10 protein-coding genes are annotated in these 22,200 nt (G+C 71.3%); 4 read left to right on the top strand and 6 right to left on the bottom strand.

Going from position 1 to position 22,200, the window contains the following annotated elements; translation table 11 throughout:
* The first annotated feature begins 46 nt into the window (after positions 1-46).
* Entirely contained in the window at positions 47-1,972 is a 1,926-nt protein-coding gene (locus tag ACLU3S_RS00345; protein ID WP_413949612.1) for an adenylyl cyclase, read from the top strand.
* A gap of 335 nt (positions 1,973-2,307) precedes the next feature.
* Positions 2,308-3,252: a serine/threonine-protein kinase gene (locus ACLU3S_RS00340; protein WP_413949611.1), complete on the top strand. Its 945-nt coding sequence runs from the start codon at positions 2,308-2,310 to the stop codon at positions 3,250-3,252.
* Between the two features lie 34 nt (positions 3,253-3,286).
* On the opposite strand, the gene ACLU3S_RS00335 is transcribed toward ACLU3S_RS00340, so the two are convergent.
* The 5 genes from ACLU3S_RS00335 to ACLU3S_RS00315 all read right to left on the bottom strand — a co-directional run bounded on the left by ACLU3S_RS00335 (position 3,287) and on the right by ACLU3S_RS00315 (position 15,243).
* Positions 3,287-5,545: a UvrD-helicase domain-containing protein gene (locus tag ACLU3S_RS00335; RefSeq protein WP_413949610.1), complete on the bottom strand. Its 2,259-nt coding sequence runs from the start codon at positions 5,543-5,545 to the stop codon at positions 3,287-3,289.
* A complete protein-coding gene (locus ACLU3S_RS00330; RefSeq protein WP_413949609.1) occupies positions 5,542-12,471 on the bottom strand; it encodes a DEAD/DEAH box helicase in 6,930 nt (2,309 codons plus the stop codon). The genes ACLU3S_RS00335 and ACLU3S_RS00330 overlap by 4 nt, the downstream gene beginning before the upstream one ends.
* A 182-nt stretch (positions 12,472-12,653) precedes the next feature.
* Positions 12,654-13,325: a hypothetical protein gene (locus ACLU3S_RS00325; protein WP_413949608.1), complete on the bottom strand. Its 672-nt coding sequence runs from the start codon at positions 13,323-13,325 to the stop codon at positions 12,654-12,656.
* Positions 13,322-14,557 (bottom strand): AAA family ATPase, encoded by a 1,236-nt coding sequence (locus ACLU3S_RS00320; RefSeq protein ID WP_413949607.1) that lies wholly within the window; start codon positions 14,555-14,557, stop codon positions 13,322-13,324. The genes ACLU3S_RS00325 and ACLU3S_RS00320 overlap by 4 nt, the downstream gene beginning before the upstream one ends.
* 212 nt (positions 14,558-14,769) lie before the next feature.
* A complete protein-coding gene (locus ACLU3S_RS00315; RefSeq protein ID WP_413949606.1) occupies positions 14,770-15,243 on the bottom strand; it encodes an ATP-binding protein in 474 nt (157 codons plus the stop codon).
* Positions 15,244-15,549: 306 nt separating this feature from the next.
* Between ACLU3S_RS00315 and ACLU3S_RS00310 the strand changes: the two genes are divergently transcribed.
* Together ACLU3S_RS00310 and ACLU3S_RS00305 are read left to right on the top strand one after the other, a co-directional pair.
* Positions 15,550-20,235: a DUF6531 domain-containing protein gene (locus tag ACLU3S_RS00310; RefSeq protein ID WP_413949605.1), complete on the top strand. Its 4,686-nt coding sequence runs from the start codon at positions 15,550-15,552 to the stop codon at positions 20,233-20,235.
* Positions 20,236-20,264: 29 nt separating this feature from the next.
* Positions 20,265-20,759 carry a hypothetical protein gene (locus tag ACLU3S_RS00305; protein WP_413949604.1) on the top strand — a complete coding sequence of 165 codons (495 nt, stop codon included), beginning with the start codon at positions 20,265-20,267 and terminating at the stop codon, positions 20,757-20,759.
* Positions 20,760-20,841: 82 nt separating this feature from the next.
* Here ACLU3S_RS00305 and ACLU3S_RS00300 read toward each other — a convergent pair whose 3' ends face one another.
* The gene (locus ACLU3S_RS00300) at positions 20,842-21,984 is read right to left on the bottom strand and encodes a hypothetical protein (protein WP_413949603.1); all 1,143 of its coding nucleotides are present in this window, start codon (positions 21,982-21,984) and stop codon (positions 20,842-20,844) included.
* Positions 21,985-22,200: the final 216 nt, after the last annotated feature.

Raw genomic sequence — 22,200 nt, 5'->3', positions numbered from 1 at the left:
GGGCCGCCAGTTATTGGTGCGGACCTATTGACCCTACCTACCGGCGATGATTCACTCCGTGGCTGAGAGCGCTCTCTCGCGGTTGGGGACCAGCCGCGGTCCCGTTCACCCACCAGGTTCAGGGAGAGCCGTGTCCGTGATTCCCTCTCGTCGTGCCCTGCTCCGCGGGGCGGCGGCCGCTGCCGCATCGGTGCCGCTGGCCGGCGCCACCGCAGGATCCGCCGTCGCGTCCCCCGCCGCCTCCGCGTCCGCATCCCCCGCCGGCCCGGGCGGCCACGGCGCCGTCGGCCACGGCACGGGCGGCCTGGGGCCGAACGTCCTGGTCTTCGACCCGTCGATGGGCGACGCGGCGATCCAGGCGCAGATCGACGCCGTGTTCGCCGTCCAGCAGTCCAACCAGTTCGGCGCCGAGCGGTACGCCCTGGCGTTCAAGCCGGGCACCTACAACGTAGAGATCAACGTCGGCTTCTACACCCACGTGCTCGGCCTCGGCGCCAGTCCTGAGGATGTCGTGATCAACGGTCATGTGACCGTCGACGCCCAGTGGTTCGACGGCAACGGCACCCAGGACTTCTGGCGGGCCGCCGAGAACCTGACCATCGTGCCGCCGGACGGCCTCGACCGCTGGGCCGTGGCCCAGGCCGGCCCGATGCGCCGGGTCCACGTCAAGGGCGACATGATCCTCATGCCGAGCCCGCCCGGCAACGGCTGGTCCAGCGGCGGCTTCCTGGCCGACAGCGTGGTGGACGGCCAGATCAACTCCGGCTCGCAGCAGCAGTGGCTGTCGCGCAACGACACCATCGGCAGCTGGACGGGCGCCAACTGGAACATGGTCTTCGTCGGCGTCCAGGGCGCACCCGCCACGTCCTTTCCGGCCCCGCCCTACACGACCGTCGACCGCACCCCGGTGATCCGGGAGAAGCCGTTCCTGACGGTGGACCGACGCGGGGCCTACCACGTCTTCGTGCCCGCGCTGCGCCGCAACACCACCGGCACGTCCTGGGAGGGCGGGCGGACCGCGGGCCACAGCATCCCGCTGTCCGAGTTCCATGTCGCACAGCCGGGCGACTCCGCCGCGAGCATCAACGCGGCCCTCGCGCGCGGCAAGCACCTCCTGCTCACCCCGGGCATCTACCCGCTGTCCGCGCCGCTGCGGATCCGCCGCCCGGGCACCGTCGCCCTCGGCCTCGGCCTGGCCACCCTCCAGGCGGTCAAGGGCAACTCGCTCATCGAGGTCGCCGACATCGGTGACGTCTCCGTGGCCGGCGTGATCCTGGAGGCCGCCTCGGCCCATTCCCCCGTGCTGCTGCGCGTGGGCGACGGCCACTCCCGCAGGAACCACGCGCACCAGCCCACGGCGCTCTTCGACATCTTCCCGCGCATCGGCGGCGCCGTCCCCGGCGGCACCGACGTCAGCATCCGGATCGACAGCAACGACGTGATCGTCGACCACGTCTGGGCCTGGCGCGCCGACCACGGCCTCGACGGCACGGTCGGCTGGTCGGTCAACCCGGCGGGCGTCGGCTTCCTCGTCAATGGCGACCGGGTCACCACCTACGGCCTGTTCGTCGAGCACCACCAGAACTACGAGGTGCTCTGGAACGGCAACCACGGCCGCACCTACTTCTTCCAGAACGAGCACCCGTACGACGTCCCGACCCAGTCGGCGTGGAGACACGGCAACACCAACGGCTTCGCCGCCTACAAGGTCGGCGACCATGTCACCGACCACCACGCGTGGGGCCTGGGCAGCTACGCCTTCTTCAACCTCAACGCCAACATCTACACCGACCGCGCCTACGAGATCCCCGACACCCCGGGCGTCGTCTTCACCTCACTGATGACCGTCTGCCTCAACGGCGCGGGCGGCGGCGGCATCCTGCACTGCATCAACAACACGGGCGACCCCGTCGAGAACGGCTTCGGAACGTACAACATGAGGTCGTACTCGAACGGGGTGGGGGTGGTCTGACCCCGCACCACGAGCACCCGTGCTCCGCGGCGCACGCCGCCACTCACACCGTCGTGCCGGATCCGCCTCCGCGGTGTCGGCGGACGGGTGCGGGGGTGTGCGTTGCGGCAGCCGGTGCCGTCGGATCATCTGGCGACACGCCTTCGGCTGCTCACCGGCACGGTCGCGGGGTCGGACTCGGTGCCCGGCCCCACCAGGACCGGCCCCCCGATGCGCCTCCGCGTTCCTTGCCGCACCCCGGCCCTGGTTCACTGTTCCACGGGGCTCCGAGGGCGAGCCGTATGGGCGCGCGGACAGCGGCTACCTGTCGCTGGGGTGCACGTAAGGAAGTGAACGTGGAGCAGTTCGCTGCGGGCAAGGTTCTGCGGGGCAGATATCGACTGGACCGGGTCCTGGGCAGAGGGGCGATGGGGCAGGTCTGGCAGGGGACGGACGTCTATCTGGAGCGGCCTGTCGCGGTGAAGACCGTCGCCGCGGACCTGCTGGCTCTTCCCGACTGGCGGCACACCGCTCTGGCGCGGTTCGAGAGGGAGGCCAAGGCCGCCGCTCGTCTGGACCACGCCAATGTCACGACCGTGTACGACGCGGCCGTCACCGAGGACGTCTGCTGTCTGGTGATGCAGCTCGTCGACGGTACGACCCTCGACAACGTCATCGACGGCGCCGACGCCGGGCTGCTGCCCGTGCCCGCCGCTGTCTCGGTGGCCGCGCAACTGTGCTCCGGGCTGTCCGCGGCCCATGCGGCCGGTCTCGTCCACCGCGACCTCAAGCCTCAGAACGTCATGGTCGGCATCACCGGCGTGGTGAAGATCCTCGACTTCGGTCTCGTGAAGGTCCTCTCGGACACCGACCCCAGGCTCACCATGACGGGTGAGACGCTCGGCAACCTCACCTATGCGTCGCCCGAACTCCTGGCCGGTGAGCAGCCGTTGGACGCTCGCAGCGACCTGTACGCGGTGGGTTGCCTGCTGCACCACATGCTCACCGGCCGCCCTCCGTTCCAGGGTGAGGGCCCGGCCGAACTGGTCACCCAGCACCTCACCGCGGCTGCGCCCCGGCTGGCCGACCGCGGTGTCGACGTCCCGGCCGCTCTTCAGGACCTGCTGCACGCACTGCTCGCAAAACGACCCGAGGGCCGTCCCAGCGGGGCTGCGGAGGTGTACGCGGCGCTGGCCCCGTACCTGCCGGACCCCGATCCGGCGCTCGCGACCCGCAGGGTGCCGCCGGAGGATCCCCGGCGGCCGTTCCTCGTGCCCCAGGGGCCGATCATGCCGCGGTAGCCCAAGCCGACCACGGCACGATCCCCTCGGCCCCTCATACCGCGACCGGCGGCCGGACCTTGATCAGTTCCTCCAGGAACGGGCTGGGCTCGCCGTGCCAGAAGACGTCCAGGCTGTCCCGGGCACGCGTGGCCGCCACGAAGAGCAGAGACCGGGCGCGCTGCATCTCCGCCCGGTAGCGCGCGGGGTCCGTGGTTCGCCGTTGCCGGACGTCCGCACGCGGCACCAGCCCGTCGGTCACCCCGGCGATGATCATGCGCTGGTATTCGAGGCCCTTGAACCGGAACATCGTGCCGATGTGGACGCCGCTGTCCCCGCGGGGTCCGTCCGGCCCGATCTCCAGGGCCCGGATGCCGTGCTGGGCCAGCGTGTTCGCGGCTTCGCTGGCCATTCGGTTGGTCGGCACGGCGATCGCGATCTGCTCGTGCGGCACGTCGCCCCAGGACTCGATCAGCGCCGCGATCGCCTCGCGTTCGTCCTCCCAGTCGTCGAGCCGGTGCAGGTCCGGGACGGCGCCGCTGAGCACGGACCGGTAACCGGCCAGCGTCTCCGTGCTGCCGTCGAGGTCGTCGTACGTCTCCTCGCCGAGCACGTTCAGCGCGGAGCGCAGGATCTGCCGAGTGGTGCGGTAGCTCAGCGACAGCTTCGAGGACCGTCCGCGGATGTTGATGCCGAGGCTGCCGAGGGTCACCTGGTTCTTGTAGATGCGCTGGTGGGTGTCACCGACCAGGAAGAGGTCGTTCCGGTCGGGCGCGGTCATCGCACGGAGCATCTTCCAGTGCGCGGGCCGCAGGTCCTGGGCCTCGTCCACCACGATGTGCCGGTATCGGTAGCGCAGCCAGCCGCCCGAACCGTCGGCCACATGGATGTTGTCGAGCCCGCCCGCTTCCTCGCGCTGACGGTCGATGGCCTGGATGCGGCGTGCACGTTCCGTCTCCAGTTGAGCCGCCCGCTCGGCGATCTGATCCCAGGTCTGGACCTCGAGCCGGTCCAGGCGCTGCGTGAACCGTTCCGCGAGCTGCCAGATCTCGGCGCGTTCCGACCGGCTGACCGTGCGTCCGCGTCCGGCGCGGCGGGCCCGGAAGTAGTCCGTGCGGGAGGTGACGGCCTGGCCGAGGATGACTTGCGTCCATTCGTCGTTCAGGAACTCGGCGTCCCAGCCGTCTTCGCCGAGTTCGTCGAGGAGCGAGCGCCATTCACGGACGGCCTGTGCCTCGTCGATGATCCGCTTGCGGTTGCCCGGCTCCGCCTCCCGGACCGTGCGCAGCGCGAGCTGGTCGACGTGGCTGATCTCGACGCGCGACAGCAACGGCTCGCCGCCCAGGGCGAGGAGCCGTGACCGCAGATCCGCCGCGAGGTTCTTGTTGTACGTGGTCAGCAGGACCGGCTTGGTCCGGCCGGCCGGGAGCTGCTCGACGAGGTGCTTGACCCGGTGCAGTGCCACGATCGTCTTGCCGGTGCCGGGCCCGCCGCCCACGCGCGCCGGACCGCTGTAGTCCCGCGTGACGAGCTTGGCCTGCGTGGGGTGCAGGAACACCTTCCAGCGTCCGAAGTCCTCGCCCTCCAGCGCCTCGCGCAGCGCGTCGTCGGTCGTGGTGACGATGGTGGCGGGACGTTCGACGGCGGCCCGGAAGTCCTCCGTGTCCACGGGCTCCGGTGCCGCGACGGGAGCCGTGACCTGCTCGAGGACGTCGTCGTACGCCTTGCCGTCGTACAGCGCCAGCAGCACCTCGCCGGTGAGCTGCGGCGCGTACTCGACCAGCCCGAGGAGCTGGTCCTCGGTGGTCAGGGCCGCGACCACAGGGATCAGGGAGGGTGCCACACCCAGGTCCGTGAGCTGCTGTTCCGACCACTGCTCGAACAGCGGCTGCGGAGCGGCGGGCTCGGCGGGACGCGTCGGCTCTTGGGCCGCGGTGGTGCGCGGTGCCGCAGGAGTGAGCACTTCCTCCTGTACGACCTGCAGGTCCACGTACTCGATGCCGCCGGTGACGCGGTTGACGGAGTACGTGAGCCGGTCGAGATGCGCGTACACGTCCTTGCGGTGCTTGACCGAGACGATCAGCCAGTCGTCGTCGGCCAGCCGCAGCAGCAGCGCACGGTACTCGTCGTTGACGCGCGCCGAGTACAGCTTGTCGTGCCCCTGCAGCTGTTTGAGGCGCAGTCCCGCGGAGTCGGGGTTGGTCTTGAACTTGTGCTGGAAGTCGTAGATCGCGCCCTTGACCGGGCGGGGGAGTTTCAGGATCTCCCGGTCCGCCTTGTCGAGCAGGCGCAGCGTCACGTTCTTGCCGGTCACAGCTGTTCGTTCTCCCCGCTGTCCGTGGTGGTGCCGTCTGGCTGGTTACGACCTTCCCGGCCGCCGGATGGTTGTGTGCCGCCGAGCCGGTCCGCCAGGTCGTCCGCGGTCCAGTCGGTTGCGGGACGCACCTCCCAGCCCGCCGCGGCGAACGCCCGGTCGCGGTCGGCGGCCTCCGGGTCCTCCTCCTGGCCTGTGGGCGGGCGCGGGGCGAGGACGACGCCGATGCGTGCGCCCGGCCACGCCAGCTCGGCCAGCCAGCCGTTCTCGTCGAGTTCGTAGCCGTCCTCGGGGACCGGAAGGCCGCGTGCGGCGAGTGCCTCGGCGAGCGCGAGCAGGCCGGGCTCGTCCGGGTCGAGGTATTCGACGACCCGGTCCCACGCGGCGTCACGCGTGGGTGGGGCGTGCCCCGTCGCGGACGCCTCCGCGGCGCCCGGGACCGAAGGTGCGGTCGCCTCGGCCCGGGCGGACCTGCGACCGGCGATGGCGGTCGCGGTGTCAGGGCCGGCGGTGGAGCCGAGCGCGGTGCGGACGCTCTCCAGGACTCCATGGCCGCCGGTGACCGCCAGCGTCTCGACGGGGAACCCGTCGACGCGGCCGGTCGTGAGCTGGACGGCGTCGCCGCCGCCCGCGTCCAGGAACTGGAGCACGTTCGACCAGTACAGCCAGGCCCGCCAGCGGCGCTTGTGCGCCTCCTCCTGGGCGTGGACGCCCGGCGCGTCGTCGAGCAGGACGATGCCGGTCCACGTGGGCGGCTTCGCCCGCCCGTCCGCCGCGAAGACCAACGGCAGCCCCGAGCGGTCGGTGACCGAGAACAGCTGCACGGGGCCGCGGGGCCCTGCGGGCGTACCGCCGCGCAGCGCCGCTGTGATCTGCTCGCCGAGCACGTCGGGCGGCAGCGGGACGGGGCGGGCCCCGGCGCCCATGAAGCCCGCAAGGGCCGCCTCCGCCCGACCCTGCCAACGCCGTGCGTCCGGTCGGCGCAGGTACTCCACGAGCTGCACGGCCGGATTGACCCACAGCGTCTCGGCGAGTTCACCGGGCAGGGCGCGCCACACCTTGGCGTAGTAGTCGCGGGCCCTGGCGCGCGCCTGGTCGCCGTACGGTTCCCACACCGGGTCGGCGGGGCCCGCGCCCGTGTGTCCGGTGTCCCGGACGTGGCGCTGCCACTGAGCCACGTCGGCGTAGGTGAGCTGGAAGACCCGGAGGCCTTCCGTGCGCAGCCGCGTGCGCTTGTCGGCGTCGTCGCCCACGCGGTTGTGTTCGCGGCCGGCGTGGAACTCGTAACCGTCCAGGTAGACCGCCACGCGGGGGCCGGGGGCGTCGACCCGTTCGAAGAGGACGTCGGGGCGGGTGCCGTCCAGGACACGCTGCTGCGACACCCGCCAGCTCAGCGTGGTGCCGTCGGCCGCGGTCAGCCGCAGATCCAGCGCGTGGGTGCCGGCCGGCGTTATGTAGGCGTCGCCGCTGGCACGGCTTTCGGGCAGCCCGGCCCACTCCCGCAGGGTGTCGATGAACAGGACCTCGAGGTCGCTCTCGGCCTGCCTGTGCATCGGGATGTGCTGGGTGGTGGCGACGGGCGAGGTGCGCCAGCGCTCACCGTCCGCCCCGAGCAGCTCGTCCAGCATCTGCCGGACCTCGTTGCGGCTGACCTTGTCGTAGTCGGCCGGCGGCACGCGGCGCAGCAGGCAGCGGTGGCAGCCGTCGAGTCCCTTCTTCAGGCAGTCGCAGTCCTCGATCACCTCGCGGGCCTTCAGCAGCACCTCGCGGAAACCCTCGGACGTCGCCAGGCGGTGCAGATAGCCGGTGCCGCCGGGCAGCCGGTCGTACACCACCAGGAAGCGGCGGGGCCAGTCGCGGTCCTCGCCGTCCGGCATGGACGCGGCGGTGATGTCGATGTGGTCGGGGTCGCCGCCGTAGCGGGCCGCGATGCCGGCGAACAGCGCGGCGGTGAACGACGCGAGCCGCTCCTTGGCGCGCGCCACCGACGCGGGCAGCAGGATGCGGACGGCCTCCGTCGTCAGCTCGTGCGCCAGGAGCAGCGGTACGTCCAGTCCGGCGCCCTGCTCCTCCCCGCTGCCGTGCAGCCGGCGGCGCGGGCACCACAGCTGGTGGTGGGCGCTGGCACGCGTGGAGCGGGCCAGGGACGCGGTGAGCGCGTGCTGCGACTGGTCGACGACCGGCCGCCCGTCGGCGGTCGCGCCACCGCAACTGGCGCACACGTAGAAGGGATTCAGGCGCACGTCGTCCCCGGCCAGCGGAACCGTGCTGCTGCCGTCCTGCCGGTCGACCCCGAGGTTCAGGGTGCGGATGACGGCCTTGCGCGTGAAGTCGGCGCCGAACACCGCCGTGTCGTGCCGCCACGATCCGGCCGCCAGGTGCGCGGGGTCGATGTCGACGGTGGTGAGGACCGCGTACCGCTTCCGTTCCCGTTCGTCACGGTCGTCCCGCACTCGTGCGTCGTCCCGCTTGTCCCGCGACATCACGCGCCGGGGCTCCAGCACGCGGTGCACGCAGCCCGCGTCCGCGATCTCCCGCGAACCGCACCGCGGGCAGGGCGAGGTGTCGCTCTTCGGGTCGCCGTGCGTGCGCGCGTAACCGCAGGCCGGGCACATGCGCCACACCGCCCAGGCACGCCGCTCCGGGCTGCCGATGTCGAGGGCGCGCACCACGTGCCGGTAGCCGTTGACGTAGAAGCTGTTGCCGGGCGCGAGTTCGGTCAGGGCCAGTTTGCGGGACCGCTCGTAGTCCCGGACCTCGCTGCGGTACACCCACTGCCGGCGCTCCTCGTCGCCTTCCGCGGCCTCCGAGTCCTCGTCGTCGCCGGCCGCCTCCTTCCAGTAGAGCGTGGCCTCCAGCGAGGTGGTGGTGTCGGTGAGGCTGTAGTTGGGCAGCAGACCGACTTCGACGAGGGCGCCGTGCGCGCTCGACTGGCTGAGCTGGCGCAGCAGTTCGCCGGTGGCGCGGCGTTCCGCGAGCAGTTCCCGCCGCTCGGCGCCCTGTTCACGGTCGTCGGCGAGCAGGCCGTCCACGGCGGTGTCGATGGCGGCGATACGGCGGCGCAACTCCTCCCGGCGCGCGGTCCACTCCTCCTCGGCCTCCTGCAGGGCGCGCGCGATGCCGCCGGTGGCGTACGCGCGCAGCTCGTCGGCGGCGTGCGGGGACACCCCCCGGTCGTCGTCCGCCCCGCCGGGTGCCTGCGGGAACAGGGCGAGGAACTCCTCCACCAGCCGGGCCCCGTGGGTGAGCGCCGCGTCCGACAGGTCCTGGCACCAGCCGGTGGTGCCGAACAGGGCCGACGACAGGCGCGGCAGCGGCATCAGCGGCTCGCCGTCCGAGGTGGTCAGCTCGCCGCGTGCCGCCCGGTCCAGCAGGTGCGCCGTGTACTGGCGGCGCAGGATCTCGACGGCCGACAGGTAGCAGCCCGGCGGCACGATGTCACCGGCGATCATCTCGGTCGGGTCGTCCAGGTAGTACCGGTCGCGGGCCCGGCGCCCGCCGAAGGCGACCACGAGAGCGTTGCCGGTCCGGCGTCCGGCCCGCCCGGCCCGCTGCACGTAGTTCGCCGGGCCGCCCGGCAGCGAACCGAGCAGCACCGCCGACAGGTCGCCGATGTCGATGCCCAGCTCCAGCGTGGGCGTGCAGGACAGCACGTTGGGGTCGGTGTAGTGGATGCCCTGCCGGAACGTCCGCTCCACGCGCTCCCGTTCGGGCCGGGTCAGCATGCCGGTGTGCTCGGCCGTGACGACCCGGTAGGTGCCGCCGGTCAGATAGAGCCGCCTGTAGTAGTCGGCCCGGTAGTCGCGCTCCAGTTTCCCGCCGAAACCCCCGCTGCCCGCGCCGGTCGACGACATGCCGTGCTGCGGCGGGGTGAGGACGCCGGTGCAGCGCCAGCGCGGGCAGGGGTGCCCGTACCAGCGGGTGCGCCGCTCGGGCGGCACCACCTCCTGCCAGCCGCACTCCTCGCAGGACACGAACGCCTTGTTGACCAGGTCGTCCGCGAGCAGCCTGACGTGGATGCGACCCGGCTGCAGCCCGTAGACCCGGGTGGTGCGGTCCTTGGCGGTGCGCACCGACAGCACGCCCTCGTCGGCGAGGACCGGCAGCAGCCTGCGCAGGTACTCGGTCGCCTGCGCGGCGTCCAGGCCGAGGCAGCGCCGCGTCCAGTCCTGGTACCAGTTGTTCTTACCGGTGATCGTGTCGAACTTGGTTTTCTCCTTCGGCCCGTCGAGCAGGAACCTCGGCGGCGCCACGCGCCCCTCGGGGAAGGCGGGCATGCCGTCCGGCCGCCGGCCGGAGATCAGGTACTGGTTGACGCCTGCTTCCCTGATCCAGGTGTCCAGCCACCGGTGCCGCACCCCGCCGCGCAGCCGCAGCCGCTCCAGCAGTCCGCGCACGAACGCCATGTACCGCTCGGGCGTGGGCAGTCCGCCGTCCAGTCCCAGCTGCCCCGGCAGCGTGAGGTGGAGGTCGCGGGCGAGCGCGACGATCCGGTCCGGATCGTCGACCACCACCTCCGCGGCCGTGGTCCGGGTCAGCTCCAGGGTGCGCCCGAGCCGGGAGCGCAGCCCGAACTCCATGACGGTCGCGAACGCGAGCCGTTCCCCGATGAGCTTCCAGGTGCGCGCGTCACCGGTGCCGCGCCCCGACAGGAGCCGGTCCACGCCCGGTTCGTCGTGCAGGTCCGGCGGGACGACCGCGGCCAGTGTCTGCGGGTCGTCCACCGAGTCCAGGACGTCGCCGATGAGGTCGTTGAGCGGCAGCGACGCACCGGCCTCGTCCAGCTGGTGCGCCAGCAGGGAGCGCAGCGAGAACTTGTACGAGGCGTTCGCGACGTAGCCGGCCCGGTGCGCCGCGTCCTGCGTGGAGTCGTTGAACAGCAGCGTCTTGCGTTCCTCCGGCGCCAGCGCGATCTCGTGGCCGCCGGTGAACAGCTGGGTGACGGTGGCGGAGGCCAGCGCGGCGAGCGCGGTGCCGAGGAACCGGATGCCGTTGTCCGTGTTGCACGCCGGGCAGGTGTCGTCCTTGGCGGCCTGGTCGGCGCTCTTCTTGTCGAGAATGGCCCGCGCGAACCAGGCGTCCTGAAGTCCGTCGGCGTCCTCGGCGACGGGCAGCCGGTAGGTGCCCTGCGCCCCGTCCAGCACCACCACGGTCTGCGGATCGACGCCGCCCGCCTGCTTCGGACCGGTGCCGGTCAGCGCTGCCAGAGCGTCCCGCGCCTCGGCCGGCGTCGCCGAGATGAAGTACCGCAGCCGCCGCTTGTCCCGTCCGACGGACGCCGACCAGATCTTCGGCGGGCTGGTCTCCAGCTTCTGCGGATCGGCCTCCGGCGACAGCGCCGCCCAGCCCGACCGGCCGCACACACGGCAGTAGACGGCGGGCAGATGGGCCTGCGCCGGGCGCTGCACAGTGTCCGAACCGGGCAGCGCCTCCGGCCGCCGGGAGTCCGCCGCCGGCCACTCGTCGCTGTCGGACGGCTCCTCGGACACCGACGCCGCGGTGAGCGCGGAACGCCGCGCGAGGGCCCGCTCGTCCTCGTACCAGCGGAACTCCGGACGGCCGCTCACCCCGCTGAGCACCCGCCCCACCGGCCGCACCCACAGGTGGGCCTCGATGTGCAACAGCGGCCGCGGCCGCCGTTCGTCGGACTCCGGGTCCCGCGCGGACGACAGCAGCGCCACGAACCGCGACAGCGCCTCCAGCGCGAGCCGGGGGTTCTCCCGCGCGGTGCGCGCCCATGCGTACCCGAAGCGGGCCATGCGGTCCCGCAGCCCCCACTCGTCGAGCGGATCGCCGTTCAGCAACGCCAGCACACCGTGGGTGAAGTCGTGCTTCTTCAGCAGGCGCCCGATCTGGAAGGCGTCCAGGCCGCGCCGCCCCAGCAGCCGCTCCGCGAGCCCGTCCAGGTCGAGGCGGTCCGGGTCGGACTCCACGCCCGGCCCGCCCGAGACCTCGATGACCTCCTTGGGCCCGGGAGGCTCGGGCAGCTCGTAGTCGATGTCCCCCACGAACTCGTCGGCGTTCAGCCGTTCCTCACCGATCACCGAGTCCGGACCGAACGGCACCCCGAAAACCTGCTCGGCGACCGTGAGGATGCCACCGGTGTCGCCGCCACCTTCACCGAGCGTCGCCGACGTCGCCACCGGGCAGATCGACCCGAGCGGCCGCTCCGGCTTCGACGCGCCCACGGCCGCCGCCAGCCGCCGCAGCAGCATCGCCACGTCGGTGCCCTGCGCGCCGTCGTAGGTGTGGAACTCGTCCAGCACCACGTACGCCGGGTCCGCCCCCTCCCACAGCGGCCGGTCCTCGGCCCGCTGCAGCAGCAGATCCAGCATCTTGTAGTTGGTGATCAGCACGTCCGGCGGCGACTGGCGCATCTCCTCGCGGCGCGTCATCACCCGACGGAAGTCCGTGTCCGGCTTGTCGCCGATGTAGAGACCGGCCGTCACCTGCGCGAGTTCGGGCTGTGCCAGATAGTCGCCGAGTCGGCCGGCCTGGTCGGTGGCGAGCGCGTTCATCGGGTACAGCAGCACGGCCTTCACCCCGCGCCGCCCCAGCGCCTTCTGCCTGCGGCAGTGGTCGAGCACGGGAATCAGGAACGACTCGGTCTTGCCGGACCCGGTGCCGGTCGTCACCAGCGTCGGCTCGGCCGCCCCCCGGTAGGTGCTCAGCCGTTCCCACGCCTTCGCCTGGTGCCGCCACGGCGTGAACGACGGCTGCCACTCCAGCGCCGACTGCCACCCGTCCTCGGCGGGGTGGAACGGCGTCCTGATCCGCAGGTACGGCCCTCGGAAGATCCCCGTCTCCGGGTCCCCGAGGAACCGCTCCAGCGCGAGCCGCGTGTCCTCGTCGGCCAGCGCGTACGTCGTCGTGAGGTACTGCGTCAGACTGCCGCGGAGCTGAGCGGCGGCCAGGGTGGGCTTCACGAGGACCTTTCGGACAGGACGGCTTCCGGGATCGCCGGGAGCGCACCGCCGTGACGGTCGGCGAGAGCGGCGTGACGATCAGCACCAAAAATACCGCTCACCTCCGACAACGGGACCCGCCCCGGCATATTCCGGTCCGGGGTGGCCGCCTCACGCATGCCCCGATGCGGCCGAAATGTCGGTCAGGTCCAGCTTGTGAGGTCGCCCACGAAGTCGTCGTACGAGCGGTTGCTGCCGCGTGGGGAGGGGATCAGCCGGCGGGCCAGCGCCTCACGGGCCACCGCCGGGCCGTCGCTCTCCCGGAACACCGGCAGGCCGAGCCCGCGCTTGAGTTCCTCCTTGGCGTCCCTGATGCGCCCGGTGTCCTTGTCCAGGAGTTTCGCGGGCACCTTCCACCGCGGACGCACATGTGGGAAGGCGTCCGGGAACAGCAGCAGCCAGCTCTCGCTCTCCCAGGCGGCGAGCGCGAGAGCCGTGCGGAACCCGGGGCACTGGCGGACCAGTTCGTCGGCGAGCGCCTTGCGGATCCGGTCGTAGCCGGCATCCGCGTACCCGTCCAGATCCTCGTGGACGACGAAGCCGAGCAGGTCCGCGTGCTCCCGGAGGGCCTTGGCACGGGCCTTCCCGGCCAGGGTCCTCACGGCGGCCGCGAGCTCCGCGCCGGACTTCCTGCGCAGCCGCACGGGGTCGTTGATACGGACCAGTCTGGCGGTCTCGCTCAGATCGGGCCGGTGCGCCCGTATCAGCTCGGCGAGGATCCGGCAGTCGTTCTGGTCCTCACCGGCCAGCACGATGACGCCCCGCCCCTGGCTCCTGGACGTCCGCCCGCCGCCCTGGCGCCCGCCCGAGGTCACAGCTCACCTCCGGTCAGGTCACCGCCGAGGACACCGGAGAACCACAGCTCCCCGAGGGGTTGTTCGCCGGACTCCTCGACGATGGCCTGCACCTCGTCCACGGTCAGCGCGGGGATGATCGACGCTCCGTCGTCGTCGCGGTCGCACACCACGAACTCCTCCGGCCGCAGCCGGTTGACGAGCGCGGGGGAGTGGGTGGCCACGATGAACTGCGTCCCCTCGGCGGCTTCGCGCAGTCGCTGCACGACGAGTTCCAGGGCCTGCGGGTGCAGCCCGTGGTCGATCTCCTCGATACAGGTGAACGCCGGCGGGTTCGGGTCGTAGAGCAGGGCGAGCAGTCCCAGCAGACGGACCGTCCCGTACGACGCGTCGGCGAGCGGAGTCAGTCGGCGCAGGCCGCGTTCCCGCAGGACGACGGTCAGCTGGTCCGTGGAACCGCCGACCTCCTCGAACTCGATGTTCTCCAACTGGGGCAGGACGGTCCGGGCGTCGGCGACCAAATCGACCCAGATGTCCTCCCGGCCGCTCAGATGGATCAGGAACCCGGCCAGATTCTCGGCACGCGGCGAGAGCGTCCCGAAGTCCGCCCCGCGCAGTCGTGTCGGCTGACGCGCCGCCGCCACGTCGACGTCGAAGACCCGGAACGACGACAGCCGGTCCGCCACCCGCGTCACCTCGTCGCCGCCGTCGGCGGGACCGAGCCGGGGCAGCGTCGACAGGCCGCTGCTCAGCCTCCGAATGCTGAAGTTGCCGCTGTCCTTCGTCTGTCCCGCACGTTCGTCGACGACACGTGCTTCCTCACCGGAGATGCTGATGCGCCGGCCGCGTCCCTGCTTGCGTTTGAACGCGAACCTCTCCTCACGCGACAGGGTGTACCGCGTCCCCCTGTCGTCCCGGTGCGACGGCAGGGAGCGGCGCCGGATGACGAGGTTGTACTCGTCCGGCGCGTTCAGCGACGCGTTGCTGGTCCAGGTCGCCTTCAGCTGGATGCGCATGGAGGTCGGCGGCCTGCCTCCGCCCCAGAAGGCCACCTCGTCGAACCCGCCGCGCGAGTCCAGCGCCGGCTGGAGGTCGGTGCGGATGATGTCGGCGAGGAAGTCGAACACCGCCAGCACATTGGACTTGCCCGCGCCGTTCGGGCCCACCAGCACGGTGAGGGGACCGAGCGGCACGGTCACATCCCGCAGGCTGCGGAAGTTCTCGACGTGGAGTTCTAGCAGACGGCCGGGCATGGGCAACCTATCGAGTCGATGCACGGCACGGCGGAAACACCGGCGCGGGCGGCGCCGACGCGAGGCGCGCGCTCCTGCACGAGCGCTGCACGCGGACGTCCCACTGAGCGGGCATCGCGCCTCCTCCGCCGTGTCGTGCGTCCATGGACGGACGATGATCGACCAGCCGTGGACGATCGTGGCTCAGCGTATCCGCCACGGCTGACATCCGGTCACCGATCCGCCACGGTCGGCTCCGTCGAGTGCCGGCCCGCTGTGAACGACGCCCAGACGGTTTTACCCGGGCCGCTACGGCGGTCGGTGACGCCCCAGTCGTCGGCCAGGGCGGTGACGAGGAGGAGGCCGCGGCCGGATGCGGCGTCGGGGTCCGCGGAAGGGACGACGGGCCGGCGTTCGCCGCGGGTGTCCGAGACCTCCAGGCGGAGTGCACCGTCGGCCTCGCTCGTCAGCCGTACGTGGAAGTCCCGTCCGGGGACCCGGCCGTGCCGTACGGCGTTGGCGCACAGCTCGGCGGTGATCAAGCTCAGCGTCTCGTTGGCCTCGCTGTCGTAGGGGTGGCCCCAGGTGTCCAGGCAGTGTGCGACGAACCGCCGGGCGAGGCGGGCGCCCCGCGGCGTCGACGTGAACGACATCGCGAACTCGCCGGTCCCCGTGGGGCCGGAGAGAGGGAAGAGCGTCGTGTGCATGGGGTCAGCGTTGCGGCCGCGTCGGGCGTGTCACCAGGAGCGACGCCTGTACGGCCGTGCGCTGTACACGGGCGTTCGGCCGCGCCGGAGGAACGGTGTGCGGCGCGAGGTCCGGGGGCAGGCGCGGTCCGCGAGGAGCGCCTCGCGTGTGACCTCGGGACCATCGCTCTCCGCACCGGCATGTGTGTCCGGGATCCGGTGTCCGGGCAATCCCCCTGACTGCCATCGTTGCTGACACTTACTAAAATGATGATCTGAGTAATGAGTCAACGTCATGGCTTCGGCAGGCGCGGAGGGTAACGGGGGATGGGCTACACGCTGCCCAACTGGCTGGACGAAATACTCGACTTCATCGGGATCAATTTCCCCAACGTGGACGAGGACGACTACCGCGAAATGGCGGACGCCATGCGGGAGTTCGCGGACAAGTTCGAGGGCCACGGCGCCGAGGCCCACAGGGCGTTCTCCCGGGTTCTGTCCTCCTCCCAGGGGTGGGCCGTCGACGCCATGGAGCAGCACTGGAACCAGGTCAAGGCAGGCCACCTGGAAAAACTTCCCGAGCTGGCCCGCCTGTTCGCGGACGCCTGTGACGTGCTCGCGGACATCATCTTCTGGATGAAGACCAAGGCCGAGGCCGAGTTGGCCGTCATGGCCGGGTCGGTGGGCCTGTCCGTCGGGCTCGCCTGGGTGACCGGTGGCTTGTCGGCAGTCCTCGGCGCGGCCGAGATCGCGGCGATGCGCCAGGCGGTCAAGCGCATCCTCGACGAGGCCGTGGACCGGATCGTCGACGAGGTGATCGCCAAGGTCACCGAGCCGGTCAACGCCAAGTTGGAGGCAATGGTCGAGGACATGGTCCTCGACCTGGCCGAGGGCGCGTTCTCCATGCCACCCGGGGACGGGGGCGGTGGCGGCGGACACGGGGGAGGCCGGCACGGCGGGATGCGGCTCGCCTCGGCCGGTGACTCCGGGTCGTCCAGTGGCGGAAAGACCACCATGATCGACTACGACGAGTTCGAGGACGGCGCCGGCAAGGTCTCCCGGCACGGCGGCGAGCTGCACACCGCGGCATCATCGCCGCTGGGGCGGGCCAGGGCAGCGTTCGGCCGGAGCAGGGGCCGCGACCCCTTCACCCAGGCCTTCGACAGTGTGCTGCACGGCGCGATCGAGGGCTCGGAAAAGGCCCTCAAGAAGATCGCCAAGCATGTCACGGAGACCGTTCCGGACCGCGTGAGGGCCACCTCGCGCCTGCACAAGGGCACGGACCTCGACGTCCGCAGCAGGATCGACGCCATCGACGCCGGCAGGAGAGGCGGCGGTGACGGCGGCGGACGCACCCGCCTGGACGGCACGGGCAGACGCCGCCCCCGATCCCTGAGGGACGTACTGGCCGACGCGCGCGCGAAGTCCATCGCCCTGACCCGGCGACGCTGCAAGACCGATCCGGTCGACGTCGCGAGCGGCGAGATGGTGATGTCCCAGACGGACATCGCCCTGCCCGGAATCCTGCCCCTGATCCTGCGGCGCACCCATGTGTCCGGCTACGGCTACGGCCACTGCTTCGGGCCGAGCTGGGCATCGACGCTCGACGAACGGCTGGAACTGACAGGCAGCGGCGCGGTCTGGGCCCGGGAGGACGGCTCGCTGCTCGTCTACCCGCGTGTGCCCGTGTCCCCGGACGATTCCGTCGAGCCGGTCGAAGGCGAACGTGTGCCGCTCACCCACGTCGACCGGAACGTGCTGGGCGAGGTCACCTACGCCACCACGGACCCGTACTCCGGCCACATACGCCGCTTCGTCGGCAGCCCCTACACCTCCGGTGGCCTGTACTGGCTCAGTGAGATCGAGGACCGCAACGGCAACGCCGTACACATCGTCCGCGACGACGAGGGCCTCCCCACCGCCGTCCTGCACCACGGCGGCTACGACGTGCGCGTCACCTGCGACCGGGCGAGCGGCCGCGTCTCGGCCCTGGAGCTGCGCACCGCGGACGGCCCCGTCAGAGTCGCCTCCTTCGGCTATGACGACGGCGACCTGAGCGAGGTCACGTCCTTCTCCGACACCGTCCCGCTGCTCTTCACCTACGACGACGAGCACCGGGTGACGTCGTGGACCGACCGCAACGACCACACCTACGCCTACCGGTACGACGCGGAAGGCCGGGTCGTGGAGACGATCGGCCCCGACGGCGCGCTGTCCTCGCGCTTCGCGTACGACACCGCCGAACGCGTCACCCGGTTCACCGACTCGACCGGCGCTGTCACCATCACCCGGTTCAACGCACTGGGGCAGACCGTCTCCGAGACCGACCCCCTCGGGCATACCGTCCACTTCCAGTGGGACCGCTACGACAACCTGCTCGAGCGCACCCACCAGTTGGGCAACACCGCCCGCTTCACCTGGGACGAGCGGGGGAACCTGATCCGGATCGCCTTCCCGGACGGCACCGAGTCGACGACCCGCTACAACGCCCTCAACCTCCCGGAAGAGATCACCGAGCCCGACGGAGCGACCTGGCGCCAGGCCTATGACGAGCGCGGCAACCGCACCAGGATCACGGCACCGGACGGCACCGAGACCCACTTCACCTACGACACGCGGGGCGCGCTGCTCACCCAGACCGATCCGACCGGCGCGACCGAGCACCTCACCCACGACGCGGCAGGCCTCGTGCTCTCCCGCACCGACGCCCTCGGCCACACCGCGTCGGTGGAGCGCGACGCGTTCGGCAGGCCCGTCCGCGCCACCGCCCCCGGTGGCGCCACCACCGTGCTGGAGTGGCTTCCGCAGGGGTGGCTGGCCCGGCGCGTGGCACCGGACGGCACCGAGGAGCGCTGGACCTGGGACGCGGAGGGCAACTGCACCTCGCACACCGGCCCCTCCGGCGCCGTCACCCGCTTCGAATACACCCACTTCGACCGGCTCGCCGCCCGCACCGGCGCGGACGGTGCCCGCTACCGCTTCGTGTACGACACCGAACTCCGCCTGACCGAAGTCCTCAACCCGCAAGGGTTGAGCTGGACCTACACCTACGACGCGAACGGCAACCTGACCTCCGAGTCGGACTTCGACGGACGCACGGTCACCTACGAGCATGACCCGATGGGCCGGCCCGTCGCGCGCACGACGCCCCTCGGAGCACGGGTCACGAGTGAGTACGACGCCATGAGCCGCGTCATCGCCAAGACCGTGGCGGGCCGGCGCACCGTCTACACGTACGACGCCGCCGGTCGCGTCGGCTCGGTGACCTCGCCCACCTCCACGCTGACCCTGGAGCGAGACGCGGTCGGCAGGGTCGTCGCCGAGACCGTCGACGGACGCACCACCCGGTTCGCCTACGACGCCGCCGGACGGCGCACCATGCGCGCCACCCCCACCGGCGCCGTGACACGGTCCGCGTATGACGCGGTGGGCAACCGTACGGCACTGCTCAGCGACGGCCATCCCCTGACCTTCACCCACGACGCCTGGGGCAGGGAACTGGCCCGCAGCCTCGGACCCGCCGAGTCACCTGTCACCCTCACGTCCCGGTGGGACGACATGGGCCGGCTCACCTCGCAGCAGCTGTCCGCGGGTGGTCGGGCCCTGCGCGCCCGCGCCTATGGCTACCGGCCCGACGGCTGCCTGGAGCGGATCACCGATGAACTGCGCGGCACGAGCCGGCACTTCGACCTCGACCCGGTCGGACGCCCCTTGCGCGTCACGGCCGAGAACTGGTCGGAGTCCTATGCGTACGACAGCGCCGGCAACGAGACCAGCGCCGAGTGGCCCGACCAGGCCGCGCGCACCGAGGCCCGGGGGGAGCGCACCTACGAGGGCACCCGCGTCGTGACCGCCGGACGGATCCGCTACGAGTACGACGCCGCGGGCCGCACCGTCCTGCGCCAGAAGAAACGGTTGTCGAAGAAGCCGGACACCTGGCGCTACACCTGGGACGAGGAGAACCGCCTCGTCGCCTGCGTCACCCCCGACGGCACCCGGTGGACCTACTCCTACGACCCGCTGGGACGGCGCACCGCCAAGCACCGCCTCGCCGACGACGGGCGCACCGTCGTGCAGTCCGTCCACTTCACCTGGGACGGCACCCGCCTGGCGGAGCAGCTGGACACCGCCCAGAGTGTCACCATCACCTGGGACTACGAGGGCCACCGCCCCCTGACCCAGCTCGAACGCCGCCTCGACCACGCGCGAGAACCGCAGGCCGATGTCGACGCGCGCTTCTTCGCGATCGTCACCGACCTGGTCGGAGCGCCCAGCGAACTCGTCGACGAGCGCGGCGCGATCGCCTGGCGCGGCCGGTCCACCACCTGGGGCATCATGGGCTGGACACGGGACGCGGAGGCGTACACCCCGCTGCGCCTGCCCGGCCAGTACGACGACCCCGAGACCGGCTTCTACTACAACTACCAGCGCCACTACGACCCGGACACGGCGCGCTACACCAGCCCCGACCCACTCGGCCTGGGACCGGCGCCCAACCCGGTCGCGTACGTCACCAACCCGCACACCCGGATGGACCCCGAGGGCCTGATCGCCAAGGGGTGCACCGAGAACGGCGGTTGGTACAGCGGCCTGAAGCCCGCGAACCTCCTGAACGACCGCGGGGAGCGGGTCAACCCCGTCGACCAGGAGATCAACCACATCCCGGCGAAGGCGTCGTACGCCCACCTGGACATGCCCGGCTTCCGCACGACCAAGAACGGCGGCGCCGGCATGGGACCGGCGATCCGCATGGACGCGGCGGACCACCGAGAGCTGACCAGCACGGGTTCCAGCAAGGAGAGCGAGGAGTGGCGCGCGAAGCAGCGGGAGCTGATCGACGCCGGGCGCTGGGACCTGGCCATGAAGATGGACATCGACGAGATCCGCGAGCTGTACGGCGACAAGTACGACACCCACATCAAGGACATGATCGACAGCCTGAAGAACAACAGGAAGTTCCAGGCCATGCTGGAGAAGAAGGGCTGGACGATAAACTACGACATCCTGAAATGACGCCACCGTGAGGGAGCGAGGGGTAGGCGATGGATCTGGTACTCGACCCGCCGCGCGGAGTCGCGCCGATCCTGCTGGGCATGACGCTCGACGAGGCCCTCGCCGCGGCGTCCGACTGGGGCGAGCCCCGCGTGCTGCGCCGCCCGAGCCGGAACTCGGCGAAGGCGTCCTGGACCCTCGACCACGTCGGTGTGCAGGCCCTGGCCGAGGGTGGAGACCAGGTCACCGCGATCGAGTTGTGGTGGCCCGGCGAGGGCCGCACGTCCAGCACCCGCGTCCTGCTCGACGGGGACGAGGTGTTCACCACCCCCGCCGAGGACCTCTTCCGGCGCGCGACCGAGCGGGGCTGGACGGTCGACACGTCGCAGCCCGAGTACCCGGTGATCCCCGGCGTGTCCCTGGGCTTCACCCGGCAGACCTCCCAGGAGGTCGAGCGGGACGCCGACGGCCTTCCGAGGTACGTCACGTCGGTGCTGGTGGGCGGCAAGGACTATTACAACTACCGGTACGAAGGACGCGGCTGACCGCGGCTCGACCAGCAGGACGGCGCGGACCGTTCGACGTGCCCACCCGGCAAGCACCTGTGCGAGGGGGCGTGCGACGGTGTCAGCCCCGGCGGCACCGCTCCCGAAGCTCCGCGAGGACCGCCTTCTCACGGGAGGTGACGTCACCGTCCACGGTGGCCACGCGCTCCGCCGCGTCCAGGACATCGCCCAGATCGCCCGGCTCGGCGTCCACCCGCTTCCACACCTCGGCGGGGTCGATGTCGACGACGTTCGCGAGCCTGTCGTCGACCACCTCGTGCCGCTCCCGGACCAGCCGCACCAGATGCCGCATCAGCAGCGCCTCGTCGTCGGCGATCTTGGCCTTCGCGTTCGCCCTGAGCACGAGCCACGCGACCCACAGCATCAACTGCGGGTGCCGGGTGCGCTCGCTGATCCCCTCGGCGATCTCGATCACCCGCGCCTCGTTCCGGAACACGGCCCGCGCGTGCCGGCCGGCGACGAGCGTGGTGTAGCGGTTCAGCAGCACGGCGAGGGGGACGCCGATCAGAGGGATGCCGATCTTGATGACGTTGCGCTGGAGGAGGTGCTTCCCGACAACCGGGAGCGCCTTCCCCGCGTTGAGCACCGATCCCGAGTAGAAGCGCTTGACCAACGGCCGTACGAGGGCCGGGACCGCCTTGGCGACGCCTTCGCGGGCCGCTTCCCCGCTCTTGATCGTGAAGGCCACGCGGATCAGCTTCCACAGGTCCTCGGGGTCGTGCGCGTCGAGGGGGACCCGGTAGAGGACGGAGATGTCGTAGGCCAGGCGGAGTTGGAGCTGGGAGGTGAACGCGACGTCGACCATCATCGTCGCCACGGCGGCGGGGACGGTCGCCGGTGAGGCGCCCCCGAGGCTGCCGATGGTGGCTGCGACGGTCGCCGTGTAGGCCCCGGCGGAGAGCCCGCCTTCGAGCGCGGCGTACCGGGCCGCCATCTTGATCCGCTGATCCACGATGGCGTCCGCAGGCACACCCGCGTACCGGTCCTGGAAGTACTGCCAGTCGACCTTCTGGGTGTACGAGTTCATGGCGTGGGCGGCGAGCTTGGTGAACCAGTTGCCCGACTTGATGTCGTCCGCGCTCAGACCCTTGACGAAGTCCTTGATCTCGGCCTGCTCCTGCTCGACGACCTTCTGGTCGGCGGCTTCGTCGGCTTCGGCCGTGTCGGTGTCGGTGTCGGCGGCGTGCGTCGGCGCGTCTGTCATGGCGCGTACCCCCCAGGCTGTTTCGCGGCGGCTGAGCTGCGGGGTGTGGGCACCCCTGCTGCCGTGTCCGCGCGTTGATGCGGCGAGCGGTCCAACGGCCGCTCTGTCCTCCCCTTGAGGCGCAACATTAGCGCGCCATGAGGCGATCGGTGCCGTGGTGAGTCACGCGGGTGTGCGTGTACAGGCGGGGGTTGTACAGGGTGGGGCGGACGCTCG

The sequence above is a fragment of the Streptomyces sp. AF1A genome (assembly GCF_047340315.1).
Classification (GTDB): Bacteria; Actinomycetota; Actinomycetes; order Streptomycetales; family Streptomycetaceae; genus Streptomyces.
The sequence above is the reverse complement of the archived record's forward strand: the minus strand, read 5'-3'. Positions and strand labels throughout refer to the sequence as shown.

Bases quoted from the DNA above. Each gene is read 5' to 3' on its own strand.
- ACLU3S_RS00345 (WP_413949612.1), top strand. From the start codon at position 47: ATGATTCACTCCGTGGCTGAGAGCGCTCTCTCGCGGTTGGGGACCAGC.
- ACLU3S_RS00315 (WP_413949606.1), bottom strand. From the start codon at position 15,243: ATGCACACGACGCTCTTCCCTCTCTCCGGCCCCACGGGGACCGGCGAG.
- ACLU3S_RS00310 (WP_413949605.1), top strand. From the start codon at position 15,550: ATGGGCTACACGCTGCCCAACTGGCTGGACGAAATACTCGACTTCATC.
- ACLU3S_RS00300 (WP_413949603.1), bottom strand. From the start codon at position 21,984: ATGACAGACGCGCCGACGCACGCCGCCGACACCGACACCGACACGGCC.
- ACLU3S_RS00320 (WP_413949607.1), bottom strand. From the start codon at position 14,557: ATGCCCGGCCGTCTGCTAGAACTCCACGTCGAGAACTTCCGCAGCCTG.
- ACLU3S_RS00305 (WP_413949604.1), top strand. From the start codon at position 20,265: ATGGATCTGGTACTCGACCCGCCGCGCGGAGTCGCGCCGATCCTGCTG.